This window comes from Deinococcus aerophilus (genome assembly GCF_014647075.1).
GTDB classification, from domain to species: Bacteria; Deinococcota; Deinococci; order Deinococcales; family Deinococcaceae; genus Deinococcus; species Deinococcus aerophilus.
Map to the genome: position 1 here is coordinate 26,074 of NZ_BMOM01000023.1, position 25,509 is coordinate 51,582.

25 protein-coding genes are annotated in these 25,509 nt (G+C 66.7%); 10 read left to right on the plus strand and 15 right to left on the minus strand.

Annotated elements, in window-relative coordinates:
- Positions 1–158: 158 nt before the first annotated feature.
- Complete coding sequence (locus tag IEY21_RS12760; protein WP_188904734.1) at positions 159–830, minus strand: hypothetical protein; 672 nt, start codon at positions 828–830, stop codon at positions 159–161.
- A 30-nt stretch (positions 831–860) separates the two neighbouring features.
- On the opposite strand from IEY21_RS12760, the gene IEY21_RS12765 reads away from it, so the two are divergent.
- Complete coding sequence (locus IEY21_RS12765) at positions 861–2,087, plus strand: MFS transporter (protein WP_188904735.1); 1,227 nt, start codon at positions 861–863, stop codon at positions 2,085–2,087.
- Here IEY21_RS12765 and IEY21_RS12770 read toward each other — a convergent pair.
- On the minus strand, positions 2,057–3,019 hold the full coding sequence (locus IEY21_RS12770; protein WP_188904736.1) for an alpha/beta fold hydrolase: 963 nt from the start codon (positions 3,017–3,019) through the stop codon (positions 2,057–2,059). The genes IEY21_RS12765 and IEY21_RS12770 overlap by 31 nt on opposite strands.
- A 117-nt stretch (positions 3,020–3,136) precedes the next feature.
- Between IEY21_RS12770 and IEY21_RS12775 the strand changes: the two genes are divergently transcribed.
- From IEY21_RS12775 to IEY21_RS12805, 7 genes are all read left to right on the plus strand, one after another.
- Positions 3,137–3,439 carry a hypothetical protein gene (locus tag IEY21_RS12775; protein WP_188904737.1) on the plus strand — a complete coding sequence of 101 codons (303 nt, stop codon included), beginning with the start codon at positions 3,137–3,139 and terminating at the stop codon, positions 3,437–3,439.
- Between the two features lie 196 nt (positions 3,440–3,635).
- Positions 3,636–4,304: a response regulator transcription factor gene (locus tag IEY21_RS12780; protein ID WP_188904738.1), complete on the plus strand. Its 669-nt coding sequence runs from the start codon at positions 3,636–3,638 to the stop codon at positions 4,302–4,304.
- Between the two features lie 1,046 nt (positions 4,305–5,350).
- Complete coding sequence (locus IEY21_RS12785; protein WP_188904739.1) at positions 5,351–6,376, plus strand: hypothetical protein; 1,026 nt, start codon at positions 5,351–5,353, stop codon at positions 6,374–6,376.
- Between the two features lie 161 nt (positions 6,377–6,537).
- Complete coding sequence (locus IEY21_RS12790) at positions 6,538–7,473, plus strand: P1 family peptidase (protein WP_188904740.1); 936 nt, start codon at positions 6,538–6,540, stop codon at positions 7,471–7,473.
- A 27-nt stretch (positions 7,474–7,500) separates the two neighbouring features.
- On the plus strand, positions 7,501–7,926 hold the full coding sequence (locus tag IEY21_RS12795) for an NUDIX domain-containing protein (RefSeq protein WP_229753085.1): 426 nt from the start codon (positions 7,501–7,503) through the stop codon (positions 7,924–7,926).
- Entirely contained in the window at positions 7,923–8,411 is a 489-nt protein-coding gene (locus tag IEY21_RS12800) for an NUDIX hydrolase (RefSeq protein ID WP_229753086.1), read from the plus strand. The genes IEY21_RS12795 and IEY21_RS12800 overlap by 4 nt, the downstream gene beginning before the upstream one ends.
- A gap of 126 nt (positions 8,412–8,537) precedes the next feature.
- A complete protein-coding gene (locus IEY21_RS12805) occupies positions 8,538–8,762 on the plus strand; it encodes a hypothetical protein (RefSeq protein WP_229753087.1) in 225 nt (74 codons plus the stop codon).
- Positions 8,763–8,815: 53 nt separating this feature from the next.
- Here IEY21_RS12805 and IEY21_RS12810 read toward each other — a convergent pair whose 3' ends face one another.
- A complete protein-coding gene (locus IEY21_RS12810) occupies positions 8,816–9,568 on the minus strand; it encodes a GNAT family N-acetyltransferase (RefSeq protein ID WP_188904743.1) in 753 nt (250 codons plus the stop codon).
- Positions 9,569–9,624: 56 nt separating this feature from the next.
- On the opposite strand from IEY21_RS12810, the gene cobA reads away from it, so the two are divergent.
- Positions 9,625–11,154: a uroporphyrinogen-III C-methyltransferase gene (cobA, locus tag IEY21_RS12815; RefSeq protein WP_188904744.1), complete on the plus strand. Its 1,530-nt coding sequence runs from the start codon at positions 9,625–9,627 to the stop codon at positions 11,152–11,154.
- A gap of 68 nt (positions 11,155–11,222) precedes the next feature.
- Here the strand turns inward: cobA and rpoC are convergent, their stop codons facing one another.
- The 4 genes from rpoC to IEY21_RS17025 all read right to left on the minus strand — a co-directional run bounded on the left by rpoC (position 11,223) and on the right by IEY21_RS17025 (position 20,111).
- On the minus strand, positions 11,223–15,866 hold the full coding sequence (rpoC, locus tag IEY21_RS12820) for a DNA-directed RNA polymerase subunit beta' (RefSeq protein ID WP_188904745.1): 4,644 nt from the start codon (positions 15,864–15,866) through the stop codon (positions 11,223–11,225).
- Between the two features lie 106 nt (positions 15,867–15,972).
- Positions 15,973–19,428, minus strand: coding sequence for a DNA-directed RNA polymerase subunit beta (rpoB, locus tag IEY21_RS12825; RefSeq protein WP_188904746.1), 3,456 nt, complete (start codon positions 19,426–19,428; stop codon positions 15,973–15,975).
- 298 nt (positions 19,429–19,726) lie between these two features.
- Positions 19,727–19,960, minus strand: a complete 234-nt coding sequence (locus tag IEY21_RS12830; RefSeq protein WP_188904747.1) for a hypothetical protein — start codon at positions 19,958–19,960, stop codon at positions 19,727–19,729.
- A 25-nt stretch (positions 19,961–19,985) separates the two neighbouring features.
- A complete protein-coding gene (locus tag IEY21_RS17025; protein WP_268237803.1) occupies positions 19,986–20,111 on the minus strand; it encodes a hypothetical protein in 126 nt (41 codons plus the stop codon).
- Positions 20,112–20,405: 294 nt separating this feature from the next.
- Here IEY21_RS17025 and IEY21_RS12835 point away from each other — a divergent pair, with 294 nt between their 5' ends.
- Positions 20,406–21,197: a tetratricopeptide repeat protein gene (locus IEY21_RS12835; protein WP_188904748.1), complete on the plus strand. Its 792-nt coding sequence runs from the start codon at positions 20,406–20,408 to the stop codon at positions 21,195–21,197.
- 395 nt (positions 21,198–21,592) lie between these two features.
- Here IEY21_RS12835 and rplL read toward each other — a convergent pair whose 3' ends face one another.
- The 8 genes from rplL to IEY21_RS12875 all read right to left on the minus strand — a co-directional run.
- A complete protein-coding gene (rplL, locus tag IEY21_RS12840; RefSeq protein WP_188904749.1) occupies positions 21,593–21,955 on the minus strand; it encodes a 50S ribosomal protein L7/L12 in 363 nt (120 codons plus the stop codon).
- Positions 21,956–22,027: 72 nt separating this feature from the next.
- Positions 22,028–22,531 (minus strand): 50S ribosomal protein L10, encoded by a 504-nt coding sequence (gene rplJ, locus IEY21_RS12845; RefSeq protein WP_188904758.1) that lies wholly within the window; start codon positions 22,529–22,531, stop codon positions 22,028–22,030.
- 221 nt (positions 22,532–22,752) lie between these two features.
- Positions 22,753–23,454: a 50S ribosomal protein L1 gene (gene rplA, locus IEY21_RS12850; protein ID WP_188904750.1), complete on the minus strand. Its 702-nt coding sequence runs from the start codon at positions 23,452–23,454 to the stop codon at positions 22,753–22,755.
- Positions 23,447–23,881: a 50S ribosomal protein L11 gene (rplK, locus tag IEY21_RS12855; protein WP_188904751.1), complete on the minus strand. Its 435-nt coding sequence runs from the start codon at positions 23,879–23,881 to the stop codon at positions 23,447–23,449. The genes rplA and rplK overlap by 8 nt, the downstream gene beginning before the upstream one ends.
- 178 nt (positions 23,882–24,059) lie before the next feature.
- Entirely contained in the window at positions 24,060–24,632 is a 573-nt protein-coding gene (nusG, locus tag IEY21_RS12860) for a transcription termination/antitermination protein NusG (protein ID WP_188904752.1), read from the minus strand.
- The gene (secE, locus tag IEY21_RS12865; protein WP_188904753.1) at positions 24,629–24,808 is read right to left on the minus strand and encodes a preprotein translocase subunit SecE; all 180 of its coding nucleotides are present in this window, start codon (positions 24,806–24,808) and stop codon (positions 24,629–24,631) included. The genes nusG and secE overlap by 4 nt, the downstream gene beginning before the upstream one ends.
- An 81-nt stretch (positions 24,809–24,889) precedes the next feature.
- Positions 24,890–25,057, minus strand: coding sequence for a 50S ribosomal protein L33 (rpmG, locus tag IEY21_RS12870; RefSeq protein WP_029479293.1), 168 nt, complete (start codon positions 25,055–25,057; stop codon positions 24,890–24,892).
- Positions 25,058–25,427: 370 nt separating this feature from the next.
- The coding region (locus tag IEY21_RS12875) for an EF-Tu C-terminal domain-related protein (RefSeq protein ID WP_188902398.1) at positions 25,428–25,509 on the minus strand (82 nt) is incomplete at its 5' end.

Genomic DNA, 25,509 nt, shown 5'->3' on the forward strand with positions numbered 1-25,509 from the left:
ACTGCAGTCAAGCCTGAGGCGCTCGGGGGTGCGGCCGACGCGGGCAGGTCGTTCAGTTGCGCTCAGCACCGGGCCAAGAGGGCTGGACACCGGGCGCGGCGGCCGTCTGGAGCCGGACAGGCCATCCCAGCCCGCGCCCTTTCACGACGGTCAGCGGTCTATCCGGGCGGACCCTGAAACTCGTCCAGCTCCCCGAGTTCCAGGGCGAGCAACACAGCCTGGATCAGGTAGGGCTGCTGTCCGGGATGGTCCATTTCCCCGTGACGCATCAAGGTGCGGACCTCATCAATCAGGCGCGACAGCCGCCGGGCGTCGGTCTCGTCGAGCCACACGATCCCCGTATAGTCGCGGCTGAGCTGTCCCTGTAACTCCGGCGCGTCAGTCTCGGAGTTCACCTCGCCCTGTTCGTCGCGGTAGATGAGCCGGGCGTGGTGGTCGAGCCGCTGCAGCCGGCGGCCGGCCACACGCGCCCGGAACTGGTCATATGGGCGGCTGTGCCGGGCGACCTGCGCTTCCAGATCGGCAAAGGGTGTGAGGGCGAACGGCACCCGCAGCCCGCCGGGCGCACGGAACAGCCGCACCGGGCGGCCTGCCCGCCGCTCCTCGCCCGCCGGACGCAGCAGCCCCACCCGCACGAACTGCCGCACCCGGTAGAGCATGCGCTCCACGGTGACCCCGGCCTCGCGCGCCGCGGCTCCGGCCCCCAGCGTGCGCCCGATGAACGGCTTCAGGTGGCGCAGAGCCACCGGATCGCTGAGCAGGCGGCCCTGTTCGGGCGTGCTGGCGGTGAACCATTCGCCCCGGTATGAACCCAAAATGGTCTGCGGCATTTTGGGTAGGGTACGCCGGAAGCTGGGTCCATGACCACTGTTCCGGCCTCCGCTGATCTGCCCCGCGCCTTCTGGCTGTACTGGTCGGGCCTCTCGTTCACGGCGCTGGGAGACGCCATCGTGTACGTGGCCCTGCCCTTTCTGGCCCTGGCCACCGCCACGCACCCCGGGTCCGCAGAGGTGGTGGGGCTGGTGGTGCTCGCCGGCAGCCTGCCGCGGTTTCTGGGGCCGCTGCTCGGCGGGCTGGCGGACCGGTCGTCTCCCCGGAGACTGCTCGCCCTGAGCGCCGGGCTGCGGGGACTGGCGGTGCTGGGGGTGGGGCTGTGGGGCCTGCTTGGTCAGCTGCCGCTGGCCCCCCTGCTGATCCTGGCCTTCCTGAACGGGCTGCTGTCCACCCTGGCCTATGCCACGGGCAGCGCGCTGGTACCGCGGCTGGTATCGCCCGGGGCGCTGTCCCGGGCCAACAGTCTGGGCAGCGGCGCACTGATGGGCGCGCCCCTGGTGGGCTACGGGCTGGGGGGCGGGCTCATTCATGGGCTGGGAGCGCCGGGCGCACTGCTGGTGGGTGTGCCGCTGATTCTGGCGCTGTGCGCGGCGACGCTGGGCCTGCCTCCCCTGCGCGCCGCGCAGGCGGGGGGCCGCCCCGCCCCGCTCGCCGATCTGCGCGAGGGCCTGGCGGTGATTCGCCGCTCGCCGCTGCTGCTGGCCCTGCTCGGTCTGAGCCTGGGGCTGAACCTCGCCCTGAACGTCATGAACACCCGCGCGCCTCTGCAGATGGCCACGCAGGGCCGCGGGGCCGCCGACTACGCCATCTTCGAGATGCTGATCTCGGGCGGCGTGCTGCTGGGCATCGCGCTGGTCACGCCGCTGGCGGCCCGGTGGTCGCTGGACACCCTGATCGGGCTGGGGCGCTGGGTGCTGGTGGCGGGAACGCTGGGTTTCCTGGATGCGGGCGTGGCCGGGTGGTGGCTGGGGGCCGCGGTGTTCGGCGTGGGCCTGGGGCTGCTGGAAGTGGCCTCGACCACCCGGGCCCAGCACCTGACCGCTCCGGCGGTGCGGGGCCGCGTGATCGGCGCGCTGCTGGCCGTCAATGCCGTGGGCCTCAGCCTGGGCGCGGGGCTGGCCGCTCTGCCGCTGCCCACCTCAACGCTGATGTGGGGGCTGACGGCCCTGCTGCTGGGCCTGCTGCCCCTGTGGCCCGCCGCGCTGCGCCGCCACGGGCGGGCTCAGCGCCTCAGCGCGTCCTCGAGCGCCTGAGTAAAGGCCTCATCGTCGTCCAGCCAGGGATAGTGTCCGGCGTCCAGCACCGTCACATCGGCGTCGGCCAGATCGGCCAGGAACTGCACCTGTTCGGGGTAGCTCGTGCGGTCATGCACGCCCACGATCACGTACACCGGGCGGCGGATGTCCTGCAAAAAGGGCAGGTATTCAAATTCCCACAGGCCCTGATGGACCAGCGCTTCCTGCACCTCGCCGCCGCCCACCAGCTGGCCTTCGGCGTCCACGAATTCCAGCCTCATGCGGCTGGGGGCGTCCACGAACTCCAGGGCATTGAGCAGGTCGCGGGCGTTGAGCAGGTTGAAGGCCGCCTCCACCCGCGCGCCTCCCACCGGCGGGTGCTCGCCTTCCGCGGCGGCGGCGCGCACGGCGTCGGCGGGGTCTTCCAGCGCCACACCGCGCAGGGCGCTGGCCTCGCGCAGAAGGGTCAGGGCTAGCGCTGGAAAGTGCAGCCACGGTCCGACAACCACCACACGCTCGGTCTGCGCCGGGTGGCGGCGGGCGTACTCCAGTGCCACCAGCCCGCCGAAGCCGTGGCCCAGCGGTACGATGCGCTCCAGACCCAGGAAGTCACGCAGGGCCTCCACGTCCGCCACCAGCGTGTCCAGATCCAGGGTGTCGGCGCCCTGTTCGGTGTCCTCTAGCGGTCCGCTGCGGCCCGAACCGCGGCTGTCCAGATAGATCACGGGGCGGCCCGTCCAGCCCTCACCGAACAGTTCACGGAACGAGTAGCTGTTGTAGCCGGGACCGCCGTGCAGGTAGACCAGCGGGGCCTCGCCCGAGTCCAGCTCGCCGGCGACCTCGAAATACAGGTCCGCGCCGTTCAGGTGCTCAAAGTACGCGCCCTCGGCCAGATCGGTGTCGGCAGGGTCGGGTTGGTCATGGAAAAGCTCGTCGTGGTCGCCCGTCATCCCGGCATTCTAGGGACAACCCGGCGGGTCATTGGGAGTAGAACGCCGGTTGCTGCGGCGCTGTCCGCGCTTTTCCCGGCGCTGCGGACCTTTCGCCCACGCGCTACCCTGCCTGACATGACTTCCTCGGCACCCGGACCGGCGGCCCCCGGCGGCGTTCAGGGCATCGCCTTCACGCTCGACGGTGTGGACGAACTGGCCTTCACGCGCATTCTGAGCGACGTGACGCAGGATCCGGTGTTCGGAAAACCGCTGCAGATTCAGGCGCAGGAACCGCGTCCGGGACTCAGCGCCCGCCTGACCCTGGCCTTCTATCCGCAGCACCGCACGCAGGCGGTGGCGGCCATGCAGCGCCTCAAGACCCTGTTGCTGCGCCACGGAGTTCAGGTGGACTCGGTGAGCGTTCCCGGCGAAAATTGATGCGGCCTGTTAAGAAGCCATAAACCGCGCCTGTGCGCCGATCGCCGCTGCGCCCCCTACCATGTGCCAAAGCAGAGGAGATCTCTCACCCCGATGGTGCGGAAATCTTGGGGACGCAAGCCGAGCACAGACAAGCGAATTACGTCCTTCACACCGCAGACGTGCCGTCGGGGGAGGAGCTGAGAAGAGGGTGGCCATGGAGCAACGCATTCTATTGATCGAAGACAATCCGGACATCACCCGCGTCGTGGAATATGAGCTGGAGCAGGCAGGCTACCGGGTGCTCAGCGCCCCCGACGGTGTGACCGGCCTGACCAGCGCCCGCGAGAGCAATCCGGACCTGGTGATCCTCGACCTGGGCCTGCCCGATTTTGACGGGGCAGAGATCGCCCGCCGCCTGCGCAAGACGAGCAGTGTGCCGATCATCATCCTGACGGCCATGGACGCTGTGGACCGCAAGGTTAACCTCCTGGAAGCGGGTGCGGACGACTACATGACCAAGCCCTTTCACCCCGAGGAACTGGTGGCCCGCGTCAAGGTTCAACTGCGCCACCAGCAACACGGCGAGGTCATCACCATCGGGGCGCTGGAGATCCACCCTCAAAAACGGCTGTGTCATTACAACGGCCACGAGGTGCGGCTCTCGCCCAAGGAATTTGACCTGCTTACCTTCCTGGCGCGTCAGCCGGGGCGGGTGTACTCACGCCAGGAAATCGAGCGCGAGGTCTGGAACGGCGAACTGCCGAGCAACAGCAATGTGGTCGACGTCCACATGGCGAACATGCGCGCCAAGCTGCGCGACCTCGACGGCTACGGCATCATCCGCACCGTCCGCGGCATCGGGTACGCCCTGAAGACCGGCTGAGGTCTGTCCGGGACCGAGTGGAGGGGGAAGAGACCGCAGTCTCTTCCCCCTCCACTCGGTGTTCAGGTACTGCGTTAAAGCGGCGGCCGTGGGGGAATACCGGCCGCCGCAAGCCCATCACACAGGAGCTCTCCCTTCCCTCCCTGCCGGCGGGTAATGTCCCTTTCCGGGTGCTGCCCACCACCGGGCAACTGCGCCGCACGGCTTCCAGCGCGTGGGGGTTGATGCCGTAGTACGGGGCGATCCCCTTTACGCGGTCGTCGGTACACGCTAGCGCCCCCATCAAGCTGGTGCCCACGCAGAAACCGCTCCCAGCCGCTCCGGGTCACGCTGTCCAGCCCGCTCAGTCTCTCGGAAGCACGTCCCATGTCCACCCTGGTGTTCCGGCGGATTCGGGAAAATGCCGGACATCCTGCGCGTCATGCAGACCGTGCACCTTCGGTGGGTGAAGGGGTCCAGAGCCAGCGCCACATACCCGGTCCGGCGCATTTCCCGACCCCCCCGTTGGGCGGTACAGGTCACCCGTCGCTGTGCGGTCCTCAGCCCGAAATTCGGTGGTCTGGAGTGAAGACGAGATCGCTGGCCGCCGGGAGGAGAGGATCATCTTCCAACCTTTCCCCGGCACCCGTTGTCGTCGCTGGTCTGCACCTGAAGGTCTCATCAAATGTCCTTAAAGAAGGACTTTAGCCACAGAATTTTGCTCAGATGAGGAGGCTGGCTGGTCGCTTCAGCGTTCTTCATGAGCGGCAGACACAGGAGACCTCTTCTTGTGGCCCTACAGAGGTCGTTTTCTCCCGAAAGCATATGACCCGCCATGCTTTAGACACAGATTCATCGTGTAATTGGCCCTACATTCACTTCAGGAACATGAAGACTCTTTGAAAGGGTGGCGTTCAAATGTTTGCCGGCTGTCCGGTGGGTAGGGTGGACTCCTGCGATGCCCGGTTGGCCGTCCTTCGCTGAATGACAAGCACCACGAGAACGCAAAGGAATCAAGCCTTACATCAATGCCAACCGCGGAAATCCCATCGTGACTGGAGTGAACCATGAACAAGAATCCCAGAAACATGATTGGTGCCGCTGCACTGAGCGCCGTGCTGTCCATCGCCTCCCTCGCCGCTGCCCAGACCCAGCAGGCCGTGCTGTCGGGCACGACGAATGGCCTGAGCTGGACGCTGTACGGCCCCGGTGAGCTGAATGGCCTCAGCATGCAGTCCACCACCCTCAAGGTCGCGGCCCACCCGCAGGCCACGGTGACGGGTGCCAAGTACGACGGAAAGACCGCCATCCTGGCCTTCCGCGTGAATGCTCCGTTGCAGACGGTCTACTCGTACCACGACCAGCAACTACGCAACCAGGGGTTCCAGCGCACGGCGCAGTCCATGCAGGGCAACGCTGCGCAGGCCACGTATACCCGCAGCGGCTCGAGCGTGGTCGTCAACCTGACCCGTCAGAACGACAACACCTACCGCGCAACCTTCGACCTCAGCGGGGTCAAGGCCAACATGGCGAACAGCAGCAATGCGGTCACGGACACCACAGCAAACAAGGCAAACAACACGTCCAGCAACACGACGAACGCCAACGCCAACAACAACAATGCGGCCGGGACCACGCCGGTCCTGCCGGTGACCGTGGTGGGCGTGACCAAATTCACGCCGGAGCAGAACGCCAACGCAGGCCGCACCGCGCTGGCCAGTGCCAAGGACTTTGCCGGTGTCACTTACGTGCTGTACGGCCCCATCGAGCTGAACAACCTCACGAGCAATCCGGGCACGGTCAGCTTCTCGATCCCGCAGGGCTCCCTGCTGGCCGAGACGGACATCAACGTCGACGGCACCCTGATGGCCCGCATCGCGGGGTCGAACCTGAACCTGCAGCAGGTCATGGACTTCTATGACCGCCAGTTCAAGGCCCAGGGCTTCACGCTGGTAAACCCCACCGATACCGGGGCCGGGGGAGACTACGCGCTGACCTACATCTACGAGCGTGGTGTGGACAGCCGGGTGTCCTTCAGCGTGGAGAGGGAGTTCGACACCTACCGTCTGGTCTGGGACTTCCAGCGTTCCTGAGCCTGGAACGTACCAGAGCGGCACAACCAAGGGATGAAGTGAAGGAGGGGTGGCTCATGCAGGGGCTGCCCCCTTTCATGTGCCTCCGTTCCTGCGATCGCTGGGTGGGAACAGGCGGCTTGACCTGGTGAAGGGAAGGGGCGTGTGCGAAGGTGTGGCCCATGCCGTCCTCCGCGCCGTCCCGAGATCTGAGCCCTCCCAACACCACCCTGACGGCCGTTGCCGGCTTCCGGGTGGGCCACTGGACCGACCCGGTGGGCCAGACCGGCTGTACCGTCGTGCTGTGTCCGGATGAGGGTGCGGTGGCCTCGGCCTCGTTTCTGGGGCCCAGTCCGGCCACCCGCGAGGGCGTTCTGCTGTCTCCCGAGAAGAAGGTGGAGCGTGTCCACGCTGTGCTGCTGGCCGGTGGCAGCGCTTTTGGCCTGTCGGCGGCGACCGGTGTGGTGCGGGTACTGGAGGAAAGGGGGGTGGGCCACCCGACGCCCTGGGCCCGCGTGCCGCTGGTACCGGGCGCGGTGGTGTATGACCTAGGGGTGGGCGACCCTACTGCCCGGCCCGGCGAGCGGGAAGGCGAGGCCGCGGCGCGCTCGGCCTCGGACGCTCCCGTGCCCCGGGGCCGGGTAGGGGCGGGCACCGGGACCACGGCCGGCAAGTACCTGGGTGGGGTCGGCACGGTGCCCGGGGGACTGGGCAGCGTGATGCTGGAGCGTCACGGCGTACAGGTGGGGGCGCTGGCGGTGGTCAATCCCATCGGGGACGTGCTGGACGAACGTGGCGGCGTCCTCGCCGGGCCGGGCACGGGGCCGGGAGCGGTGTCGTTCACGCCCGGCGACGTGGAGAACACCACCCTGATCGCGGTGGTCACCGAGCACACCCTGACCAAGGCCGAGTGCCGCCGCCTGGCCGACGCCGCCCAGACCGCCCTGGGCCGGGTGATCCACCCCAGCCACACCGCCTGGGACGGCGACGCCGCCTTCATGCTCAGCGCCTGTACGCGCCCACCCGCTGATCCGTTGCTGTTGGGTGCGCTGGTGCAGGAAGCGGTCTGCGCAGCGGTTCGGGACGCGGTGCGGCAGGCGAACGCTCTGGATGTGTAAGATACTCAGGTGAGTACACTTGACCATGTGGGGAGGTTGCGACGGGTCATCGGCACGCGGCCCGTCAATCTCGTGGGTGCGGCGGGCATCGTCACCAATGGGCGCGGCGAAATGCTGTTGCTGCGGCGTGTGGGGGCCAGCACCTCGGGGCTGATCACGGGCCTCAGCGAGCTGGGGGAGGCGCTGGAGGACACCCTCAGGCGTGAGGCCCTGGAGGAGGCCGGGCTGAGGGTCGGCGCGGTGGAGCTGCTGGAACTGCTCAGCCCCACCGAACTCGCTCAGGTGGCGAACGGCGATGGGTTCTACAGCGACACGGCCCTCTTCCGCGTGACCGAATGGAGTGGGACGCCCGTACCGGACGGCGTGGAAATCGCGGAGGCCCGCTTTTTTTCTACCCACGATCTGCCGCCTCTGACCCGGTTGGGCCGCAAGGCCCAGGAGGGGCGGACGTGAATTATGTCCGTGATCTGCGCGCCATGATCGGTCATGCGCCCGTCAACTGGGTGGGGGTGTGTGCGCTGGTGCTGAATGCCAGACACGAGGTTCTGCTGCAACGTCGAACCGATACCGGGGGGTGGGGAACCCTGGGCGGCGTGGCGGAGCTGGGCGAGGCGTTGGAAGAAACGCTCAGGCGCGAACTGCTGGAGGAGGCGGGCCTCACGCCCATCACCCCTGAGTTTCTGACAGTCATCAGCGGGCCGCAGACCTATCAGAAGCTGCCTAACGGCGATGAGTTCTATCAGGTGGTGGCCGTCTATCTGGTGCGGCAGTGGACCGGCACCCCGACTCCCGACGGCGAGGAGGGCACGGAGTTGCGCTTCTTTGGCCTGGAGGAGTTGCCCGTCTCCCTCGGCCCGGTGGATGGGCAGGCGTTGGCGGGGCTGGGTCGTCTGCAGACAAGCTGGGCAGAGGCGGCTCCAGTCCTGAGCCGGTATTGACTCCGACTTGACCTTGTGCCCACCGGGCCAGTCGTGCCCCCACCTTCGCCGCACCCTGGGCCATGCTTGCCCTTCATCCCCCGATGTTCGTGCGGATCGTGGAACTGGGTGGACCGCGCGGCTCCGGTGCCTCTGCCACTGCAAAGTGGGTTCTCTGAGAACGGGGCCTACCGCGTGATGAGCGTCCACAATCCCTCGGAGTCCTCGGACGCGTACTTCATCCTGCCCAATGACCGCGACGAGCTGTGGTTCGTCTGTCAGCGGCGTCTGCACTTTGTGGAGCTGCACGACACCTCGGGGCACCACCTGGAGTGGCCGGCCCCCAGGTCGGTTCCGCTTCCCCCTTGCTGACCAGTCCAGTGGGGGAGGCGGATCTGCTCGCGAGCGCCTCGGACTGAGCAGGCTCAGGCGTGCCGGGTCAGGGCTTCCGGGTGCCGGGTCACGGTCAGCCGCGCCCCCACCAGCCGGAAACCGGCCCGCTCCACATTGCGTTCACTGCCACTGCCGGGCGTGACGAACACGCTGGCCAAGTCCGCTCCGGCCTGCGCCGCCACGTGCAGCCGGTGGGCCAGCAGCGCCGTCTGCACCCCCCGCCTGCGGAACGGGGGCAGGGTGGCGGTGCCATGAAAGGCGGCCACCCCCTCGCCCATGCTCATCGCGGCCACGGCGGCGGGTTCACCGTCCAGCCACGCCATGAACCGCCGGGTTCCCGGCGCGCGGGCCACGGCGTCCATGATCGCCTCGGTTCCGGGCCCAAACCCCCGTGCGGCCACGGCCGCCCAGCCGGCAGGTTCCTCCTCCCGGAGGTCGCCGGGCGGCGCGGCAGGCCGCCGTTTCAGATCATGCACGTAGACATGCAATACGTAGTCCAGCGCGTAGCCGCGTTCGCTCAGGACGGTCCACCCCTGGGGCATGAAGGCCGAGAGCAGATGGACGGTCTGCGGCTGGCTGTGATGGGCACAGAACACCCCGAAGGCTTCCAGTTCCTGCGCTGTGGGCGGGCGGGTCCCGTCGTGCCAGGCCGCGTTGATGGGCAGCTCCGGCCCCGCGTGGACCGCGATCAGGGGACCAAAGTGCGCCGTCTCGCCTGTACGGCCATAGCGGGCGTGGGCGGCCGCCTCCGCGCGGGCCAGCCGTCCCAGCAACTCTGTGTTCACGCCGTTACCCTAGCGTCCCGCACATGTCCCTGCCCTGGCCCGCTAGCCTGTGCAGCATGACCGATGCTCCCGCCTCCTCTTCCCGCGCCTTCGTCTCCCTGATCGGGGCCGGGCCGGGCGATCCTGGCCTGCTTACCCTGCACGGCCAGCGCGCGCTGCAACAGGCCGACGTGGTGCTGTTCGATTACCTCGCCAATCCCGAACTGTTGCGTCACTGCCCCGAGGCCCGGACCATCTACGTGGGCAAGAAGGGCTTTTCCGAGTACATCACCCAGGAGCAGATCAATGCGCTGATCGTGACCACCGCGCAGGAGGGGGGCGGTCAGCGGGTGGCCCGCCTGAAGGGCGGCGACGTGTTCGTGTTCGGACGCGGCGGCGAGGAGGCCGAGGCGTGCGTGGCGGCGGGCATTCCTTTTGAGGTCGTGCCGGGCGTCACAAGTGCCATCGCCGCGCCCGCCTACGCCGGGATTCCGGTGACGCACCGCGACGTGGCCCGTTCCTTCGCGGTGCTCACCGGCAACACGCGCGAGGGCGGCGCCCACTACGAACGCCTCTCGGGCGTGGACACCTTGCTGCTCCTGATGGGCGTGCGCAACCTCGACCAGATCGCGGGCGATCTGATCGCCGCCGGACGTGACCCACAGACCCCCGCCGCCACCGTGCAGTGGGGCAGCACCCATCAGCAGCGCGTGGCGACCGGCACCCTGGCCACCATCGCGGAGGTGGTGAAGGAGGCGGGCCTGGAAGCCCCCGCCGTCACCGTGGTGGGCGAGGTGGTGCGCCTGCGCGAGAAGCTGCGCTGGTTCGACAACGCCCCGGCCTTCGGCGGTCCGCTGAGCGGTAAGACCGTGGCCGTGACCCGCACTCGGGACGGAGCGAGCGCCCTGGGAGACGTATTGCGCGCGCGCGGCGCAGATGTGCTGGAGGTGCCGCTGATCCGCTTTGAACCGGCGGCGGACGGAGGGGCCGCCGCCCTGTCTGCCCTGCGTGACTTGGAAGGCTGGTTGCTGCTCACAAGCAATCAGGCGGTGACGGCGCTGTTCTCGCTGCTCGACGGAGCCGGGCTGGATGCCCGCGCCCTGGCCCGCGTGAAGGTGGCGGCTGTGGGCCCCAGCACCGCCCGCAGCCTGCAGGAGCGTGGCGTGCGCGCCGACTTCGTGCCGTCCACACCCGGCGCGCGCCATCTGGGCGCAGAGCTGCCGGTGCGGGAGGAAGAGGCCGCCCTGCACCTGACCTCGCAGCTGGCCGAGGATGACCTGCAAAGGGCGCTGGAGGCGCGGGGCCTGGGCTACCGCCGGGCCGAACTGTACCGCACCGAGGCGGCCCGGCCCGACCTCAATGCCCTGGAACGGCTGAAGAACGCGGCCGTCATCACCCTGGCCTCGGGCAGCGCGGCCCGCCACCTCGCGGCGCTGGCCTCGGCGGACTTTGACCCGCTGTCTTTGCCCGCCGCCGCGATGGGGCCGCAAACGGCCGACGCGGCGCGCGAGGCTGGCTTTACCCGGGTGACGGTGGCCGGGACTGCCAGCCTGGACGCCCTGGCGGACGCCGCAGAGGTGGCGGCGGGTCAGTCTTCCCGCCAGTAGACCCCGCCCACCAGCAAAAAAGCAGCCCCCGCCAGATCTTCGGCGGGGGCTGCTCAGTGAAAGGTGGGTTAGTTGGTGTAGGTCACGTTCTCGTTGACCACACCGGGGCGGGTGTCATCGTAGCTGCGGTTGCCGGTGACGGAATCGCTGCTCGTGTTGTTCTCGCCGTACTTCTCCAGCGTGCGGTCGTCGGCGACCTGCATCTCGCGCACGGTCAGCAGGCCGGTGCCGGCGGGAATCAGCTTGCCCAGGATGACGTTTTCCTTCAGGCCGATCAGGTCGTCGACCTGACCCTTCATGGAGGCTTCGGTCAGCACGTGGGTGGTGTGCTGGAAGGAGGCGGCCGACAGCCAGCTCTTGGTGGTCAGGCTGCTCTTGGTAATGCCGAGCAGCACCGGCTTCCAGCTCGACGGGGTCTGACCGTCTTCCAGGGCGTCGTTGGCCGCGTCCACTTCCCAGCGCTCGACGGTCTGGCCCTCGAGCAGGTCGGTGCTGCCGCCGTCCACGATCTCCACGTAGCGCAGCATCTGGCGAATGATCACCTCGATGTGCTTGTCGTGGACCTTCACGCCCTGGCTGCGGTACACACGCTGCACTTCGTCCACCAGATACTTCTGGGCGGACTCGTTGTCCTTGTGCTCCAGCAGGTCGTGCGGGTTGACTGCTCCGCGCGTGAGCTGCTGGCCGGCCTCCACGTGCGAGCCGTCCTTGATGTCGGGCAGCAGGCGCGTGGCGCGGGTGACCTTGTGCAGCTTGCCGCTGAACTGCGCGTCGTCGGCTTCCACCTTGATCAGGAAGCGTTCCTCTTCCTCGGTGATGTGCAGGGTGCCGGTGGTGTCGGCGATCAGCGCAGGCACCTTGGGCTTACGGGCCTCGAACAGCTCGATCACGCGGGGCAGACCCATGGTGATGTCGCCGCTGCCGGCCACACCGCCGGTGTGGAAGGTCCGCATGGTGAGCTGCGTGCCGGGCTCGCCGATGCTTTCTGCGGCCACGACGCCCACCGCTTCGCCCATGCTGACCGGCTTGGCCTGCGACAGGTCGTAGCCGTAGCACTTCTGGCACACACCGCTCTTGACGCGGCAGTTCAGCGGGGTGCGCACGAAGATCTCCCCGATGGCCTTGGCGTCGCGGGTGATGGCCTTGACGTCTTCCAGGGACAGCATCTCGCCTTCCTGAATGACGCGGCCGTCGCTGAGTTCCACATCGCTGGTCAGCGTGCGGCCATAGATGCTCGTCTCGATCTCGCTGGCCTTGCGCGCGCGCCATTCGCCGCTGCGCTCATCCACTGCGCCCAGCATCATGGTGGTGTAGTCGGTGCTGCCACAGTCCACGTCGCGGACAACAACCTCGTGGGCCACGTCCACGAGCTTACGGGTCAGGTAGCCCGAGTCGGCGGTACGCAGCGCCGTGTCGGCCCCACCCTTACGCGCGCCGTGCGTGCTGATAAAGTACTCCAGCACGGTCAGACCCTCGCGGAAGGAAGCGCGGATCGGCACCTCGATGGTGCTGCCGTCGGGGCGGGCCATCAGGCCGCGCATCCCGGCGAGCTGCGTGATCTGCTGGGCGTTACCACGCGCGCCGGACTGGCTCATGATCCACAGCGGGTTGAACGGGTAGTTCTGGCTGAAATTGTCGAACATGGCGTTCTTGATTTCATCCTTGGTCTCGTTCCACAGCTGCACGACCTGCTTGTAGCGCTCTTCGTCGGTCATGAAGCCGAACTCGTAGTTCTGCTCGATCTCGGCGACCTGCTCGTCGGCGCGCGCCAGGATGTCGCCCTTGCTGGGCGGAATCACGATGTCGTCGATGCCGATGGTGATGCCCGAGGAGGTCGAGAGCTTGAAGCCGCTGTCCTTCAGGGCGTCCAGCAGACCGGCGGTGGCCTCGATGCCGAGGTGCTTGAAGCAGGCCATCACCATGTCTTTCAGGTGGTCCTTCTCGTAGGCGGTGTCCAGGTTGACCAGGGTGTCCACCAGGTTCGCCTGGGTGCCCAGGGCTTCCTGAACCAGACGGCGGAACATCACGCGGCCCGCGCTGGTCTCGTAGGTCACGCCGTTCAGGCGGATGCGCACGTGGTCCTGATAGTCGATCTCGCTGCGCTCGACGGCCATGATCGCCTCGTCGGGGCTGGAGAAGACGTACTTCAGGCGGCCGGGGCTGGTCTCGACCCCGCGCACGGTGATGGGGCTGTTGAGGCTGACCTTCTTGTCGGCCAGGGCCTTCAGGGCCGCCCGCTCGTCGGGGAACTCGGTCCCGGCGCCCAGGTTGTCATGCCTGAGCTGGGTCAGCGTGAAGATCCCCAGGATGATGTCGCGGCTGGGCTTGACGTTCGGCTCGCCGTTGGCGGGCGAGAGCAGGTTGTGCGAGGCGAGCATCTGGATGCGTGCCTCAGCCTGCGCCTGCGCGCTCAGGGGGACGTGAATCGCCATCTGGTCGCCGTCGAAGTCGGCGTTGAAGGCTTCACAGACCAGCGGGTGCAGCTGGATGGACTGACCTTCCACAAGCACCGGCTCGAAGGCCTGGATGCCCAGTCGGTGCAGGGTGGGCGCGCGGTTGAGCAGCACGACCTTGTCCTCGATGACCTCTTCCAGGGCGTCCCACACGCTGTCGCGGGTGTCGCGGTAGCGCTCGAGCATCTTGCGGGCCTGCTTGATGTTCGTGACCTCGCCCTTTTCCTCGAGCACCTTGAACAGGAAGGGCTTGAACAGTTCCAGGGCCATGCGCTTGGGCACACCGCACTGGTGCAGCTTGAGCTGCGGGCCGACCACGATGACCGAGCGCCCGGAGTAGTCCACGCGCTTGCCCAGCAGGTTCTGGCGGAAGCGGCCCTGCTTGCCGCCGAGCAGGTCGGTCAGGCTGCGCAGGCTGCGGTCGCTGCCGGGGTTGGTCACGGGGCTGCCGCGCCGACCGTTGTCGATCAGGGCGTCCACGGCTTCCTGCAACATGCGCTTCTCGTTGCGGATGATCATGTCGGGCGCACCCTGACCGATCAGCTTCTTGAGGCGGTTGTTGCGGTTGATCAGGCGGCGGTACAGGTCGTTGAGGTCCGAGGTCGCGAAGCGTCCGCCGTCCACCTGCACCATCGGACGCAGGTCCGGCGGCATCACGGGCACGGTGTTCAGGATCATCCACGACGGGTGGTTGCCGCTGCGTTTGAAGCTGCGGGTGACTTCCAGGCGCTTGCGCGACTTGGCACGCTTGTGGCGCGAGGAGTCCTTCATGGCCTCGTTCAGCTCGGCTTCCAGCACGTCCAGATCCAGGTCGTCCAGAAGTTCCTTGACGGCCTCGGCGCCCATCTTGGCCTCGAAGTCGTAGGACTCGATGACGCGCACCTGCTTGCGCACCAGATCAATCTCGATGCGGCCCGAGATCTCGCTGCGCAGGTTGCCGCTGTCGGCCAGCTCATCGCCAGGCTCCACGCGGTCCCCGATCACGACCAGCGGCTCGTCCTCGTAGGGGTAGACCTTGGCCTTGGAGACGATGATGCTCGCGGGCGCGTGCAGCGTGATGGTGCCGTTCGCCTCCGCGGTGATTTCCTCGGCGGTGTCGATGGCCCCGACGACCTTCTGGCCGGCCTCGACCTCGCTGCCGTCCCCGACCAGCACGTGCATGGTGGGGTTGATGGGGTACTCGGCGCGGCGGGTCCAGTGCGCGGTGACGGTGGGGTCACCCTTCTTGGGCAGCTTAACGGCGCTCAGGCGGCTGTCGCGGCTCACGCGCAGGCGCTTGCCCGCAGCGGCCTCGGCCAGCACGGCCCCGGCCTCGATGATCTCGCCGTGCGCGACCTGCACGTCCATGCCGTGCGGCACGTACACGCGGGCCAGCACCTCGCCCAGCGGAGCGGCGGCTTCGGCATCCTCGTCCTCGTTCTCGGTGGCGTCCACGCTCTCGCGGATCATCACCATCACGGAGTCCTCGCCCATGTCGTGCAGGAAGGCGGTGCCGCCCACCGGAGCGGTGATGCTCACGGCGCTTTCCAGCTCGGCCAGGATTTCTCCGGCGCGGAAGGTTTCCTGATCCACCAGCACGTCGGCGGGCAGGGGCAGGGTGGCCTCGACTTCCTCACGGTAGGCGATCTCGGCGCGGCGCGGAAAGCGGAACTGCGCGAGGCCGTCCATCTTGGCAACCACGTTGCCGCCCAGCGTCTGGCCGCGCGTCACGTACTCGCCGTCCCGGACCACGGCTTCCTGGCCGCCGGGGATGGTGTAGGTTTCCTGCCGGCCGAAGCGCAGCTCACGGTACTCGTCGTCGCTCAGGAGTTCGCCGCGCTTGAGGGGACGGCCATCCTTCTGGGCGTTGCGCGGATCGGTGACCAGGAAGGAGCTGAAGTACAGCACCTTTTCCAGCTGCCCGGCGCTCAGGTCCAGCAGCGTGCCGATCTTGCTCGGGCTGTCCTTGACGTACCAGATGTGGGCGGCGGGCGTCGCGAGATCGATGTGGCCCATGCGGTAGCGGCGCACCTTGCTGCTCGTGACTTCCACACCGCAGCGCTCGCAGACCTTGCCCTCGTAACGCTGGCGCTTGTACTTGCCGCACGCGCACTCGTAGTCCTTCTGTGGCCCGAAGATACGCTCGTCGAACAGGCCCTCGCGCTCGGGCTTGAGGGTGCGGTAGTTGATGGTCTCGGGCTTTTCAACCTCGCCAAAGCTCCACTCGCGGACTTTTTCCGGGCTGGCGATGGCGATACGAACTTTGCTGAAATCTTTCACGGCTTCTCCTAGGAGAGAGGCTTAGGGGGGTGGAGCGTGGCCAGGGTGAAGCGGGGTCGAGGGCCGGGACGGGAGGCGCAGGCGCCTGGCCCCCGTCCCGGGGCACTCAGCGTTTGGGCATCATGCCTTCGAAGATGTCCACCGGGCGGTCCCCGGCGTCGAGCACCTCGACGTTCAGGCCCAGCGAGTGCAGCTCCTTGACGAGCACCTTGAACGACTCGGGAATGGTGCTGCCCGAGACTTCCTCGCCCTTGACGATGCTCTGGTAGGCCGCGTCGCGTCCGTCAATGTCGTCGGACTTGATGGTCAGCATTTCCTGCAGGGTATGTGCCGCGCCGTAGGCCTCGAGCGCCCACACTTCCATCTCGCCGAAGCGCTGGCCGCCGAACTGCGCCTTGCCCCCCAGCGGCTGCTGGGTGATCAGGCTGTAGGGGCCGGTGGAGCGGGCGTGCAGCTTGTCTTCCACCATGTGGTAGAGCTTCATGACGTACATGGTGCCGACCACGACCGGGCCGCTGATGGGCTCGCCGCTGCGTCCGTCGAACAGGATGCTCTTGCCGGTGCGGGCCAGCTGCATCTGCGCGGCCTCATAGTCGTCGCCCGGCTGGTTGATCACGCCCAGCTTGCCGGCGCGGTCCAGCACTTCCTGCTCGCGCTTGTCGAGCTCGAAGCCGTCGTCCTTGCGGGCCTGCAGCCGCTCGGCAGCCGCCACCTCCAGCATCTCCTTGATGGCCGCCTCGGTCACCGAGTCGAACACCGGAGTCTCGAACTTCTGACCGGTCAGGCGGGCCACTTCACCCAGGTGGGTCTCGAGAATCTGACCCAGGTTCATGCGCGAGGGCACGCCCAGCGGGTTGAACACCAGATCGACGGGGGTGCCGTCTTCCAGGTAGGGCATGTCCTCGGGAGCCATGATCTTGGAGACCACGCCCTTGTTTCCGTGGCGGTTGGCCACCTTGTCGCCCACCTGCAGCTGACGCTTCTGGGCCACGTACACGCGCACCATCTCGCGCACGCCGGGCTTGAGGTCCACGCCCTCGTCGCCGCGGCGGAAGCGCACGGTCTTCACCACGATGCCGCCCTGACCGGACTGCACGCGCAGCGAGGTATCCTTCACTTCACGGGCCTTCTCACCGAAGATCGAGCGCAGCAGCCGCTCTTCGGGGGTGGGTTCGGACTCACCCTTGAAGGAGGTCTTGCCCACGAGGATGTCGCCGGGCTTGACTTCCGCGCCGACGCGCACGATGCCGTCCTCGTCGAGGTCGCGCAGCGCGGCTTCACTCAGGCCCGGAATGTCGCGGGTGATCTTTTCCGGCCCCAGCTTGGTGTCGCGCGCCTCGATCTCGTCTTTCTCGATGTGGACCGAGGTGTAGAAGTCCTTGCGAACCAGACCTTCGCTGATGCAGATCGCGTCTTCGAAGTTGAAGCCGTCGAAGGGCATGATGGCGATGGTGATGTTCTGGCCCAGCGCGAGGCGGCCCAGGTCGCTGGCGGGACCGTCGGCGATGACCTGGCCGGCCTTGACCTCGTCTCCCACGTTCACGATGGGGTGCTGGTCGAGGTTGGTGCCCTGGTTGGAGCGGGTGAAGCGCACGAGTTCAAAGGTGCGGACGTTGCCCGTGACCATGCCGGCGGCGGCGGAGTCCTCTGCCAGGGTGATCTGGATGGCGCGGGCGTCCACGTAGGTCACGCGGCCGGTCACGTCGCTCACGACCGAGGTGCCCGAGTCGGTCACCACGCGGCGCTCGACCCCGGTGCCCACGGCGGGGGAGTCGGCGCGCACGAGCGGCACGGCCTGCGACTGCATGTTCGATCCCATGAGCGCGCGGTTGGCGTCGTCGTGTTCCAGGAAGGGAATCAGCGAGGTGTTGATCGAGACGATCTGCTTGGGCGAGACGTCCATGTAGTCGACTTCTTCGGGGGTGTACCACAGCGGGTCACCCTTGCGGCGGGCCAGCACGCGCTCGTCGGCAAAGGTGTTGTCGGCGTTCAGCGGGCTGTTCGCCTGCGCGACGGTGTACCGGTCCTCGATGTCGGCCGTCATGTACTCGACCGTCTCGCTGACCGTGCCGTCCTTGACGCGGCGGTACGGCGCCTCGATGAAGCCCAGCGGGTTCACCTTGGCGTACGAAGCCAGCGAGGAGATCAGACCGATGTTCGCACCTTCGGGCGTTTCGATCGGGCAGATGCGTCCGTAGTGCGTGCGGTGCACGTCGCGCACGTCGAAGCCGGCGCGCTCGCGGGTCAGGCCGCCCGGCCCCAGCGCGGAGATGCGGCGCTTGTGGCGCAGGTCCGACAGCGGGTTGGTCTGGTCCTTGAACTGCGAGAGCTGCGAGCGCCCGAAGAACTCGCGCATGGCCGCCACGATGGGGCGGTTGTTGACCAGCTTGGTGGGGGTCGCGGCGTCGGGGTTGCCCAGCAGCATGCGCTCGCGCACGCCACGCGCCATGCGGCCCATGCCCACGCGCAGCTGGTCGGCGAGCAGTTCGCCCACGGTCCGCACGCGGCGGTTGCCCAGGTGGTCGATGTCGTCCTCGCCCACCGGCACGTCGTGCATCTTGCCGTCGGGGCCCATCATGGACACGGTGTCGTGGCCGTGGTGCAGCGCCATCAGGTAGCGGATGGTGTCCACCAGACCGGCGTCGCTGAACTTGCCGTCGGTGAAGGTCAGCAGGGTGTGCTCGCTGCGGTCCAGGCCCAGCTTGCGGTTCATCTTGAAGCGGCCCGGTTCACCCAGGTCGTAGCGGCGGGGATCGGCGAGCAGGCCGTACAGGTACTGGGTGGCCTTGTCGCGCTTGGGCGGATCGCCGGGGCGCAGCACCGTGAACAGGCGCAGCAGCGCTTCGTCCGCGCCCATGCCCGCGCTCTTGTCCTCGGGCAGCTCGGTGTTCGGGTCAAATTCCGTGAACAGCGTCTTGAGGCTCGCGTCGTCGTAGCCCAGCACCCGCAGCAGCATCGCCACCGGGAACTTGCGCTTGTTCACCTTCATTTCCAGAATGCCGCCCGCGAACTCCAGCTCGATCCAGGGCCCGCGCTTGGGCATCGGAATGATCGCGCCGGTGTACATCTTCTTGATGCCCTTGTAGCTGGACGTGAAGTACACGCCGGGGCTGCGGTGGATCTGCGAGATCACGACGCGGTCGGCGCCGTTGATCACGAACGAGCCGTCCTCGGTCATCAGCGGCAGGTCGCCCAGGAACACCTGATCTTCCTTGATCAGACCGCTGTCCTTGTGGATCAGCTGCAGCTTGGCGTACATCGGGGCCTGGTAGGTCAGGTCCTTCTCGCGGCACTCCTCGGGGGTGTACGGCGCGTCGCCCAGGCGGTATTCCAGGTAGTCGAGAACCAGACCGGTCGAGCGGCCCTTCTCGGTCTCGTCGATGGGGAAGACTTCCTTGAAAGCACTCTGCAGGCCCACGTTCTCGCGCTTGTCGGGAGCGCGGTCCGCCTGCAAGAAGGCGCGGAAGGAGTTGACCTGGATCTCGGTCAGGTTGGGAAGCGGAATCACTTCGCTGATTTCACCGAAGCGTTCGATGCGGGGTTCTTTACTGGACAAGCTCATGCACACCTCGAGGACACCCTGCGTCGTGGTTGCGGCCTTTCGGGGGTATCAAAAGGCGCAATTGGGACCCGCAAACCGCCCGGCTTGCGTCCCTGTCGTTGAAACTTAGTTGTGAGAACCGGAGAATACCGCTGAGTAGATCAAGAGGCTCCTGCCTGACCCATCCTGGTCGGCCACAGGAAAGTATATTTGGTGGCAGTGCAAAATGTCAATAGGGACCGAGGACCATCAGAAACTCGGGTTAGGGATGGCCGTGGTGGGGGCCGTCCGTGGCCTGCGCTGCCGTCTGCAGGTGGGTTCAGGTAAGCAGATCCAGCGTTTTGTAGACGTTCTGGGGGTGGCCCACTCGGGAGCCTGGACTGCGCCCACATCCCAGCTCGGTCATGGCCGGCCACTGTGCCAGATTTTCTATTCCCTCGGCGGCCACGCTGAGGTTCAGGGCCCGTGCCGCCGCGCTCAGGGCCAGACACCCTGGCGAGATCAGGGGACAGAAGGCGAGGTACAGCGCGTCCGCCACCGAAGGCGTCTTCACGGCCCCCATGCCCGACTCCAGCACATCAAAGCAGGTGTCGGCCACGGCGTACGTAGGTGCCCACCGCCAGAGCGATCCAGCGCCACGCCATATTATTGCCCCCGCCACGCCGGGCGGCCAGGACGCAGATGAGGGTGGCCGCGTACATCATGCCCAGAGAGAAGACCTGCCCCGACCGGCACCGAAACACGCAGCCTCAGCCGTATCCACTCCAGATGGGGCAGCGGAGGATGCCCGTCATGACGTTCCTTTGCGCTTTTCATGCTCCATCAAGGGACGAGAAGGCTGGCGCGGGAAAGGGGTCGGCAGCGTACCCGTCTCAGGGTGTGCAGCACGTCACTTTCTTATAAGGCGCGGCCCCCGGCACGGTGGGTTGAGGGTCTGCAGGGTCAGAGAGGGTGCCTGCGCCCTGAGCTCGGCAGGGCCGCCCTTTATCATGAGGGGAATGGACTTCCTTCAACCCTACCTGCCCCTGATCTTCAACGTCCTGCGCGTGCTGGCAGTGGTGGGCCTGGTGCATGCCATCGCCACCCGGCAGCCGGTGTTCTGGATGTTTCTGCTGGGGTTTGGGGCGCTGCTGGGCAGCATCTTCGGCCTGCTGGGCTCGCTGGCCTACACCTTCATGGTGCTGATTCCCAGTCTGCGCGGCAGCACCCGGGTGGCCGGGCGGGCGGTGGCCCGTGGCGTGGAGGCCTTCAAGCCCCTGGATGTCCGCATCCGGGAGGTCGGCGAGCGCCTGTCCGAGAGCGACACCCTGCAAAACCGCGCCGATCTGGCCGCACTGCTCGCCCGTGCCGGACGGCGCGACGAGGCACAGGCGACCCTCGATCCTTTGCTGGGGGGCATCTATGCCGACGACCCGGTGGTGCTGCTCACCAGCGCCGAACTGGATCTGGCGCGCGGCAATCCGGCGGAGGCCGAGGCCCGGCTGAACGCGGTGGACCTCAAGACCAGCGCCGCCACCCGCACCCGCGCCCTGACGCTGCTTGCCCAGGCGCAGGCCATGCAGAACAAACCACAGGCCGATGCCACCTACCGGGACGCCATGACGGCGGCCACCACCGAGGAACCCCGTGCCCGTTACGCGGCTTACCTGATCGCGCAGGGCCGTCAGGCCGAGGCCCGGCAACTGCTCGAGCAGATGGAAAAGACCGAGCGCCGGGCCACAGGACTGTACCGCCGTCAGGAGCGCGAGTGGTTCGAGATGGCGGCGGGGTTGCGGCGGGAAGTGAAGTAAGGACGGTCCTTCTGCCCGTGACGCTGGCTGCGTCCCATGAACGCCAGGGCCTTTCCCGCTGATTTTCGGTGACCGGACCGAGCGGCGGGTGAACTTCGGTCCGCGCGGCCCGCTCGAGAAGGCGCACAAAGCCAGCCCTGAGGGTGACCGTCGGCAGCCCGCACCTGTACGCGGGCAACGGCGCCGCCCTTGAAGCCCAGCTGAACTGGTCCGAAGACATTCGCCCCACGTGCTGTATGTGGCGGCTCCGGCGTTCATGGCGCGGGTGTAGGGGTGGCCCGCTGTTGACTGTGGGGAGCCCGGCAGGGTGCCATCCAGTGACCGTCACGGGCAGGACCATCAACAAAAACCCCCCGGCCACAAGGGCCAGGGGGCTGCACACCCGGTTGGGGGACTTACTTGAGTTCGACCTTGGCGCCGGCGGCTTCCAGCTGGGCCTTCATCTTCTCGGCCTCGTCCTTGCTGATGCCTTCCTTCAGGGCGCCGCCCTTCTCGGACAGGTCCTTGGCTTCCTTCAGACCCAGGCCGGTGATGGCGCGGATTTCCTTAATGACGTTGATCTTGCTCGCGCCGGCGTCCACCAGCACCACGTCAAATTCGGTCTTCTCTTCGGCGGCGGCAGCGGGGCCAGCGGCGGGGCCGGCGGCGACCGCAGCAGTGACGCCCCACTGCTCTTTCAGACCGTCGATCAGGTCCGCGAGTTCCATGATGGTGAGAGTTCCGAGTTGGTCGATCAGAGCCTGTTTGTCGTATGCCATGTTGGTGTTCCTCCAGAGGTGGATTGGTAAAGCGGTTGAGGGAAAATGCTGAGGGGTGAAGGGGGAGAGGGCTTAAGCGCCCTGACCCTGCTCTTCGAGTTTGGCCTGGTAGGCTTCGAGGACGCCCACGAAGTTGCTGAGGTGGGCGCTGAGAACGCCGACCAGTTCGGCTTGCAGGTTCTGCTTGCTGCCCAGGCTGGCCAGACGCTGGACGACTTTCACGTCGACCTTGTTGCCTTCCAGGAAGCCGCCCTTGACGTTCGGGATGCCCCGGTCGTTGCCCTTGGCCGCGTCGGCCAGGGCCTTGGCGACTCCGGCAGGATCGGTCTGGGCCAGCACGATGGCGCTGGGGCCTTTCAGGGTGTCGCTGAAGTCGCGTCCACCCTCTTGCAGGGCCAGGTGAATCAGGGTGTTCTTGGCAACGATCAGCTGCCCGCCCTTTTCACGGATGTCTTGGCGCAGTTTGCTCAGCTGTCCGGCGTTCAGGCCTTGATAGTCGACGACGTAAAACGTCTCGATATCGGTCAGGCTCTGCTTCAGGGCGCTGAGGGTCTGCTGGTTCTTGGGGTTCGCCACGCAGTAAACCTCCTCGTGGTTGAACAAGTCCAGGTGCAGTTTCGCAGCCATACAGCTCGGCGGTGCTTGCAGCCTGGCAACTCGGCGGGTTGTTTAAACCGGGCAAGGGTCCCCGCTGTCATGGATGCCTGGAGAGAAAGCGGATTGGAAAGGGTGCGAAGATGCACCGGGGTGCCAGAAATGGGGTGGGGAGAAGGTCTGAACCTCTCCCCGGGTGGGGCTCAGGACTGGGCGCTGGCGCTCAGGGTCAGGGGAATGCTCGGCCCCATGGTGGTGGTCAGGAAGGCGGTGCGCAGGAACACGCCCTTGGCGCTGCCGGGCTTGGCTCCTTCCAGCGCCGAGACCAGCGCGGCGTAGTTGGCGCTCAGGTTGGCCGGGTCAAAGCTGGCCTTACCGATGGGCGCGTGGACCACGCCGGTCTTGTCGTTGCGGAACTCGATGCGGCCCGCCTTGAGGCTCGACACCATGCCGGTCACGTCGGGACCAACGGTGCCGCTCTTGGGGTTGGGCAGCAGGCCGCGCGGCCCGAGCAGACGGGCGAGCTTCTGGCCCACCGACGCCATCATGTCAGGAGTTGCCACCACGGCGTCAAAGTCCATGAAGCCGCCGGCAATGCGCTCGATCAGCTCGTCGCCGCCGGCGATGTCCGCGCCCGCCGCTTCGGCCGCCGCGATGTTGTCACCCTTGGTGATCACGGCCACGCGAACGGTCCGGCCCGTGCCGTGCGGCAGCGAGACCGTGCCGCGCACGTTCTGGTCGCTCTTGCGGGGGTCAATGCCCAGACGGAAGTGGATCTCCACCGTTTCGTCGAACTTGGCGGTGGCGATTTCCTTGACCAGTGCGGCGGCTTCGTCGATGGTGTACTGCTTCTCGCGGTCCACCTTGCTTTCCAGCGCGCGGTAACGTTTGCCGTGTTTAGGCATTGGGGCCTCCCTCGATGGTCACGCCCATGCTGCGGGCGGTGCCGGCCACAGTATTGGCGGCGGCCTCGATGCTGCCTGCGTTCAGGTCGGGCATCTTGGTCTTGGCGATTTCCAGCACCTGATCCCAGTTCAGCTTGCCGACCTTGGCCTTGTTGGGCGTGGGGCTGCCCTTGCTCAGGCCGGCGGCCTTACGGATCAGGTAGCTCATCGGGGGGGTCTTGGTGATGAAGGTGAAGCTGCGGTCCGCGAAGATGGTGATCTCCACGGGAATGATGGCGTCACCCTTGTCGGCGGTCAGGGCGTTGAACGCCTTGGTGAACTCCATGATGTTCGCGCCGTACTGACCCAGCGCGGGACCCACGGGGGGGGCCGGAGTGGCCTTGCCCGCCGGGAGTTGCAGCTTCACGATGCCTGTTACCTTCTTCATTTTGTGTCCTCCTTAGCTCCCCCGTCCTGTCCTGACCCGGCGTGGGCCGGGGCGGCGGTGGGGTGCTGGCGCTAAGTTCCGTCTGCGCCGCCCTGAGGCGGCCCGACAGCAACTTTTTGATTTTACCCGCTCCGGCCCTCCGTGCCTAGTGGTGTCCGGCACAGAGGAGACGCGGCGGTTACTTGGCGACCTGACCGAAATCGAGTTCGACGGGCGTCTCGCGGCCGAAGATGCTGACCAGCACCTTGACCTTGGCCTGCGGCACGTTGACTTCGCTGATCACGCCGCTGAAGTCCGCGAAGGGGCCTCCAGTCACGCGGACCATGTCGCCGGCCTTGAAATCGGCCTTGACGCGCGGAGCTTCGGCAGCCTTGGGCTGCACCCCCACGCCGACCGAGGCGAGCAGACGCTGCACCTCTTCGGGCGACAGGGGCACAGGACGGGTGGCCGTCCCGACGAACCCGGTGACGCCGTTGGTGCCGCGAACGACTTCCCACGACTCGCCGAGTTCCCCGGGAGCGTCGTCATCCTCCACGTCCATCTGCACGAAGACGTAACCGGGGAAGAGCTTGCGTTCCACGGTTTCTTTCTTGCCGCCCTCGCGCAGTTCCACGGCCTTCTCGCTGGGCTGCAACACCTGGAAGATCTTGCTGCCGCGCATGCCGAGTTTGGTGGCGCGTTCCATCAGGTGCTGCTGCACGCGGTCTTCCTGACCCACGTACGTGTGCACGGCATACCACTCGATGCTCATGGCAACACCAACCGGATCACGGTACTGAAGAGCACGTCGAGCATCCACACGATCAACGTCAGGGCCACCACGAAGATCAGCACGGCCTGCGTGCCTTCAAACACCTGTTGCCGTGTCGGCCACGACACCCGCGCGAGTTCGCCGCGCGAATCCCGGAAGTACTGAATCAAGTTCATGCATTCACCTGCGGTCGAGAAGAGAAAGGCGCTCCGGCTGCCGGAGGCCCCAGCGGGGGGGCCTTCCGGCATCAACGAAGATCAGACCTTTTTCTCCTTGAAGACCACATGCTTTTTGGCCATGGGGTCGTACTTACGCAGTTCCAGCTTGGCCTGCGTGTTGCGGCGGTTCTTGGTGGTCGTGTAGTAGAAGCCCGTTCCAGCGGTGCTTTCCATTTTCACGATGATGCGGGGGCCGTCTTTAGCCATAATCTCGCTCCTTTCGCAGTCCTTTCCAGAAACGGAAGAGGCCTGCTCCCAGCGTCCGCCTGCGCGGCAACGTCGTTGGGCGATGCCCGGTGACACGCTGGTAAAAGCCCGCCTTGTGGCGGGCAACATTCGGATTATAGACACTGTCGGGGTGGGTGTCTACTTGTGTGAAAGCGTTACATTCTTCCCGGCCAGTTCTGAAGGCCAAAAAACACTGATGGACAGCGCAGTTCTCCCCCGTTACACAGGCGGATGAGTATGTCTGGAACCTCGAATCTTTGGGGTGTTTGAGGGACCGAACGACAACCCAAAGGTGCAGGTGAAAAGAAAAGGGGGAGGCCAAGCGGCCTCCCCACCCTTCCGTGGAGTGTTACTCCAGGACCTTGGTAACGACGCCGGCGCCGACGGTGCGGCCACCTTCGCGGATGGCGAAGCGCAGGCCTTCTTCCATG

Coding starts and splice junctions, on each gene's coding strand:
- IEY21_RS12760 (WP_188904734.1), bottom strand. CDS start 830: ATGCCGCAGACCATTTTGGGTTCATACCGGGGCGAATGGTTCACCGCC.
- IEY21_RS12765 (WP_188904735.1), top strand. CDS start 861: ATGACCACTGTTCCGGCCTCCGCTGATCTGCCCCGCGCCTTCTGGCTG.
- IEY21_RS12770 (WP_188904736.1), bottom strand. CDS start 3,019: ATGACGGGCGACCACGACGAGCTTTTCCATGACCAACCCGACCCTGCC.
- IEY21_RS12775 (WP_188904737.1), top strand. CDS start 3,137: ATGACTTCCTCGGCACCCGGACCGGCGGCCCCCGGCGGCGTTCAGGGC.
- IEY21_RS12780 (WP_188904738.1), top strand. CDS start 3,636: ATGGAGCAACGCATTCTATTGATCGAAGACAATCCGGACATCACCCGC.
- IEY21_RS12785 (WP_188904739.1), top strand. CDS start 5,351: ATGAACAAGAATCCCAGAAACATGATTGGTGCCGCTGCACTGAGCGCC.
- IEY21_RS12790 (WP_188904740.1), top strand. CDS start 6,538: ATGCCGTCCTCCGCGCCGTCCCGAGATCTGAGCCCTCCCAACACCACC.
- cobA (WP_188904744.1), top strand. CDS start 9,625: ATGACCGATGCTCCCGCCTCCTCTTCCCGCGCCTTCGTCTCCCTGATC.
- rpoB (WP_188904746.1), bottom strand. CDS start 19,428: ATGAGCTTGTCCAGTAAAGAACCCCGCATCGAACGCTTCGGTGAAATC.
- IEY21_RS17025 (WP_268237803.1), bottom strand. CDS start 20,111: ATGATGTACGCGGCCACCCTCATCTGCGTCCTGGCCGCCCGGCGTGGC.
- IEY21_RS12835 (WP_188904748.1), top strand. CDS start 20,406: ATGGACTTCCTTCAACCCTACCTGCCCCTGATCTTCAACGTCCTGCGC.
- rplL (WP_188904749.1), bottom strand. CDS start 21,955: ATGGCATACGACAAACAGGCTCTGATCGACCAACTCGGAACTCTCACC.
- rplA (WP_188904750.1), bottom strand. CDS start 23,454: ATGCCTAAACACGGCAAACGTTACCGCGCGCTGGAAAGCAAGGTGGAC.
- rplK (WP_188904751.1), bottom strand. CDS start 23,881: ATGAAGAAGGTAACAGGCATCGTGAAGCTGCAACTCCCGGCGGGCAAG.
- nusG (WP_188904752.1), bottom strand. CDS start 24,632: ATGAGCATCGAGTGGTATGCCGTGCACACGTACGTGGGTCAGGAAGAC.
- secE (WP_188904753.1), bottom strand. CDS start 24,808: ATGAACTTGATTCAGTACTTCCGGGATTCGCGCGGCGAACTCGCGCGG.
- rpmG (WP_029479293.1), bottom strand. CDS start 25,057: ATGGCTAAAGACGGCCCCCGCATCATCGTGAAAATGGAAAGCACCGCT.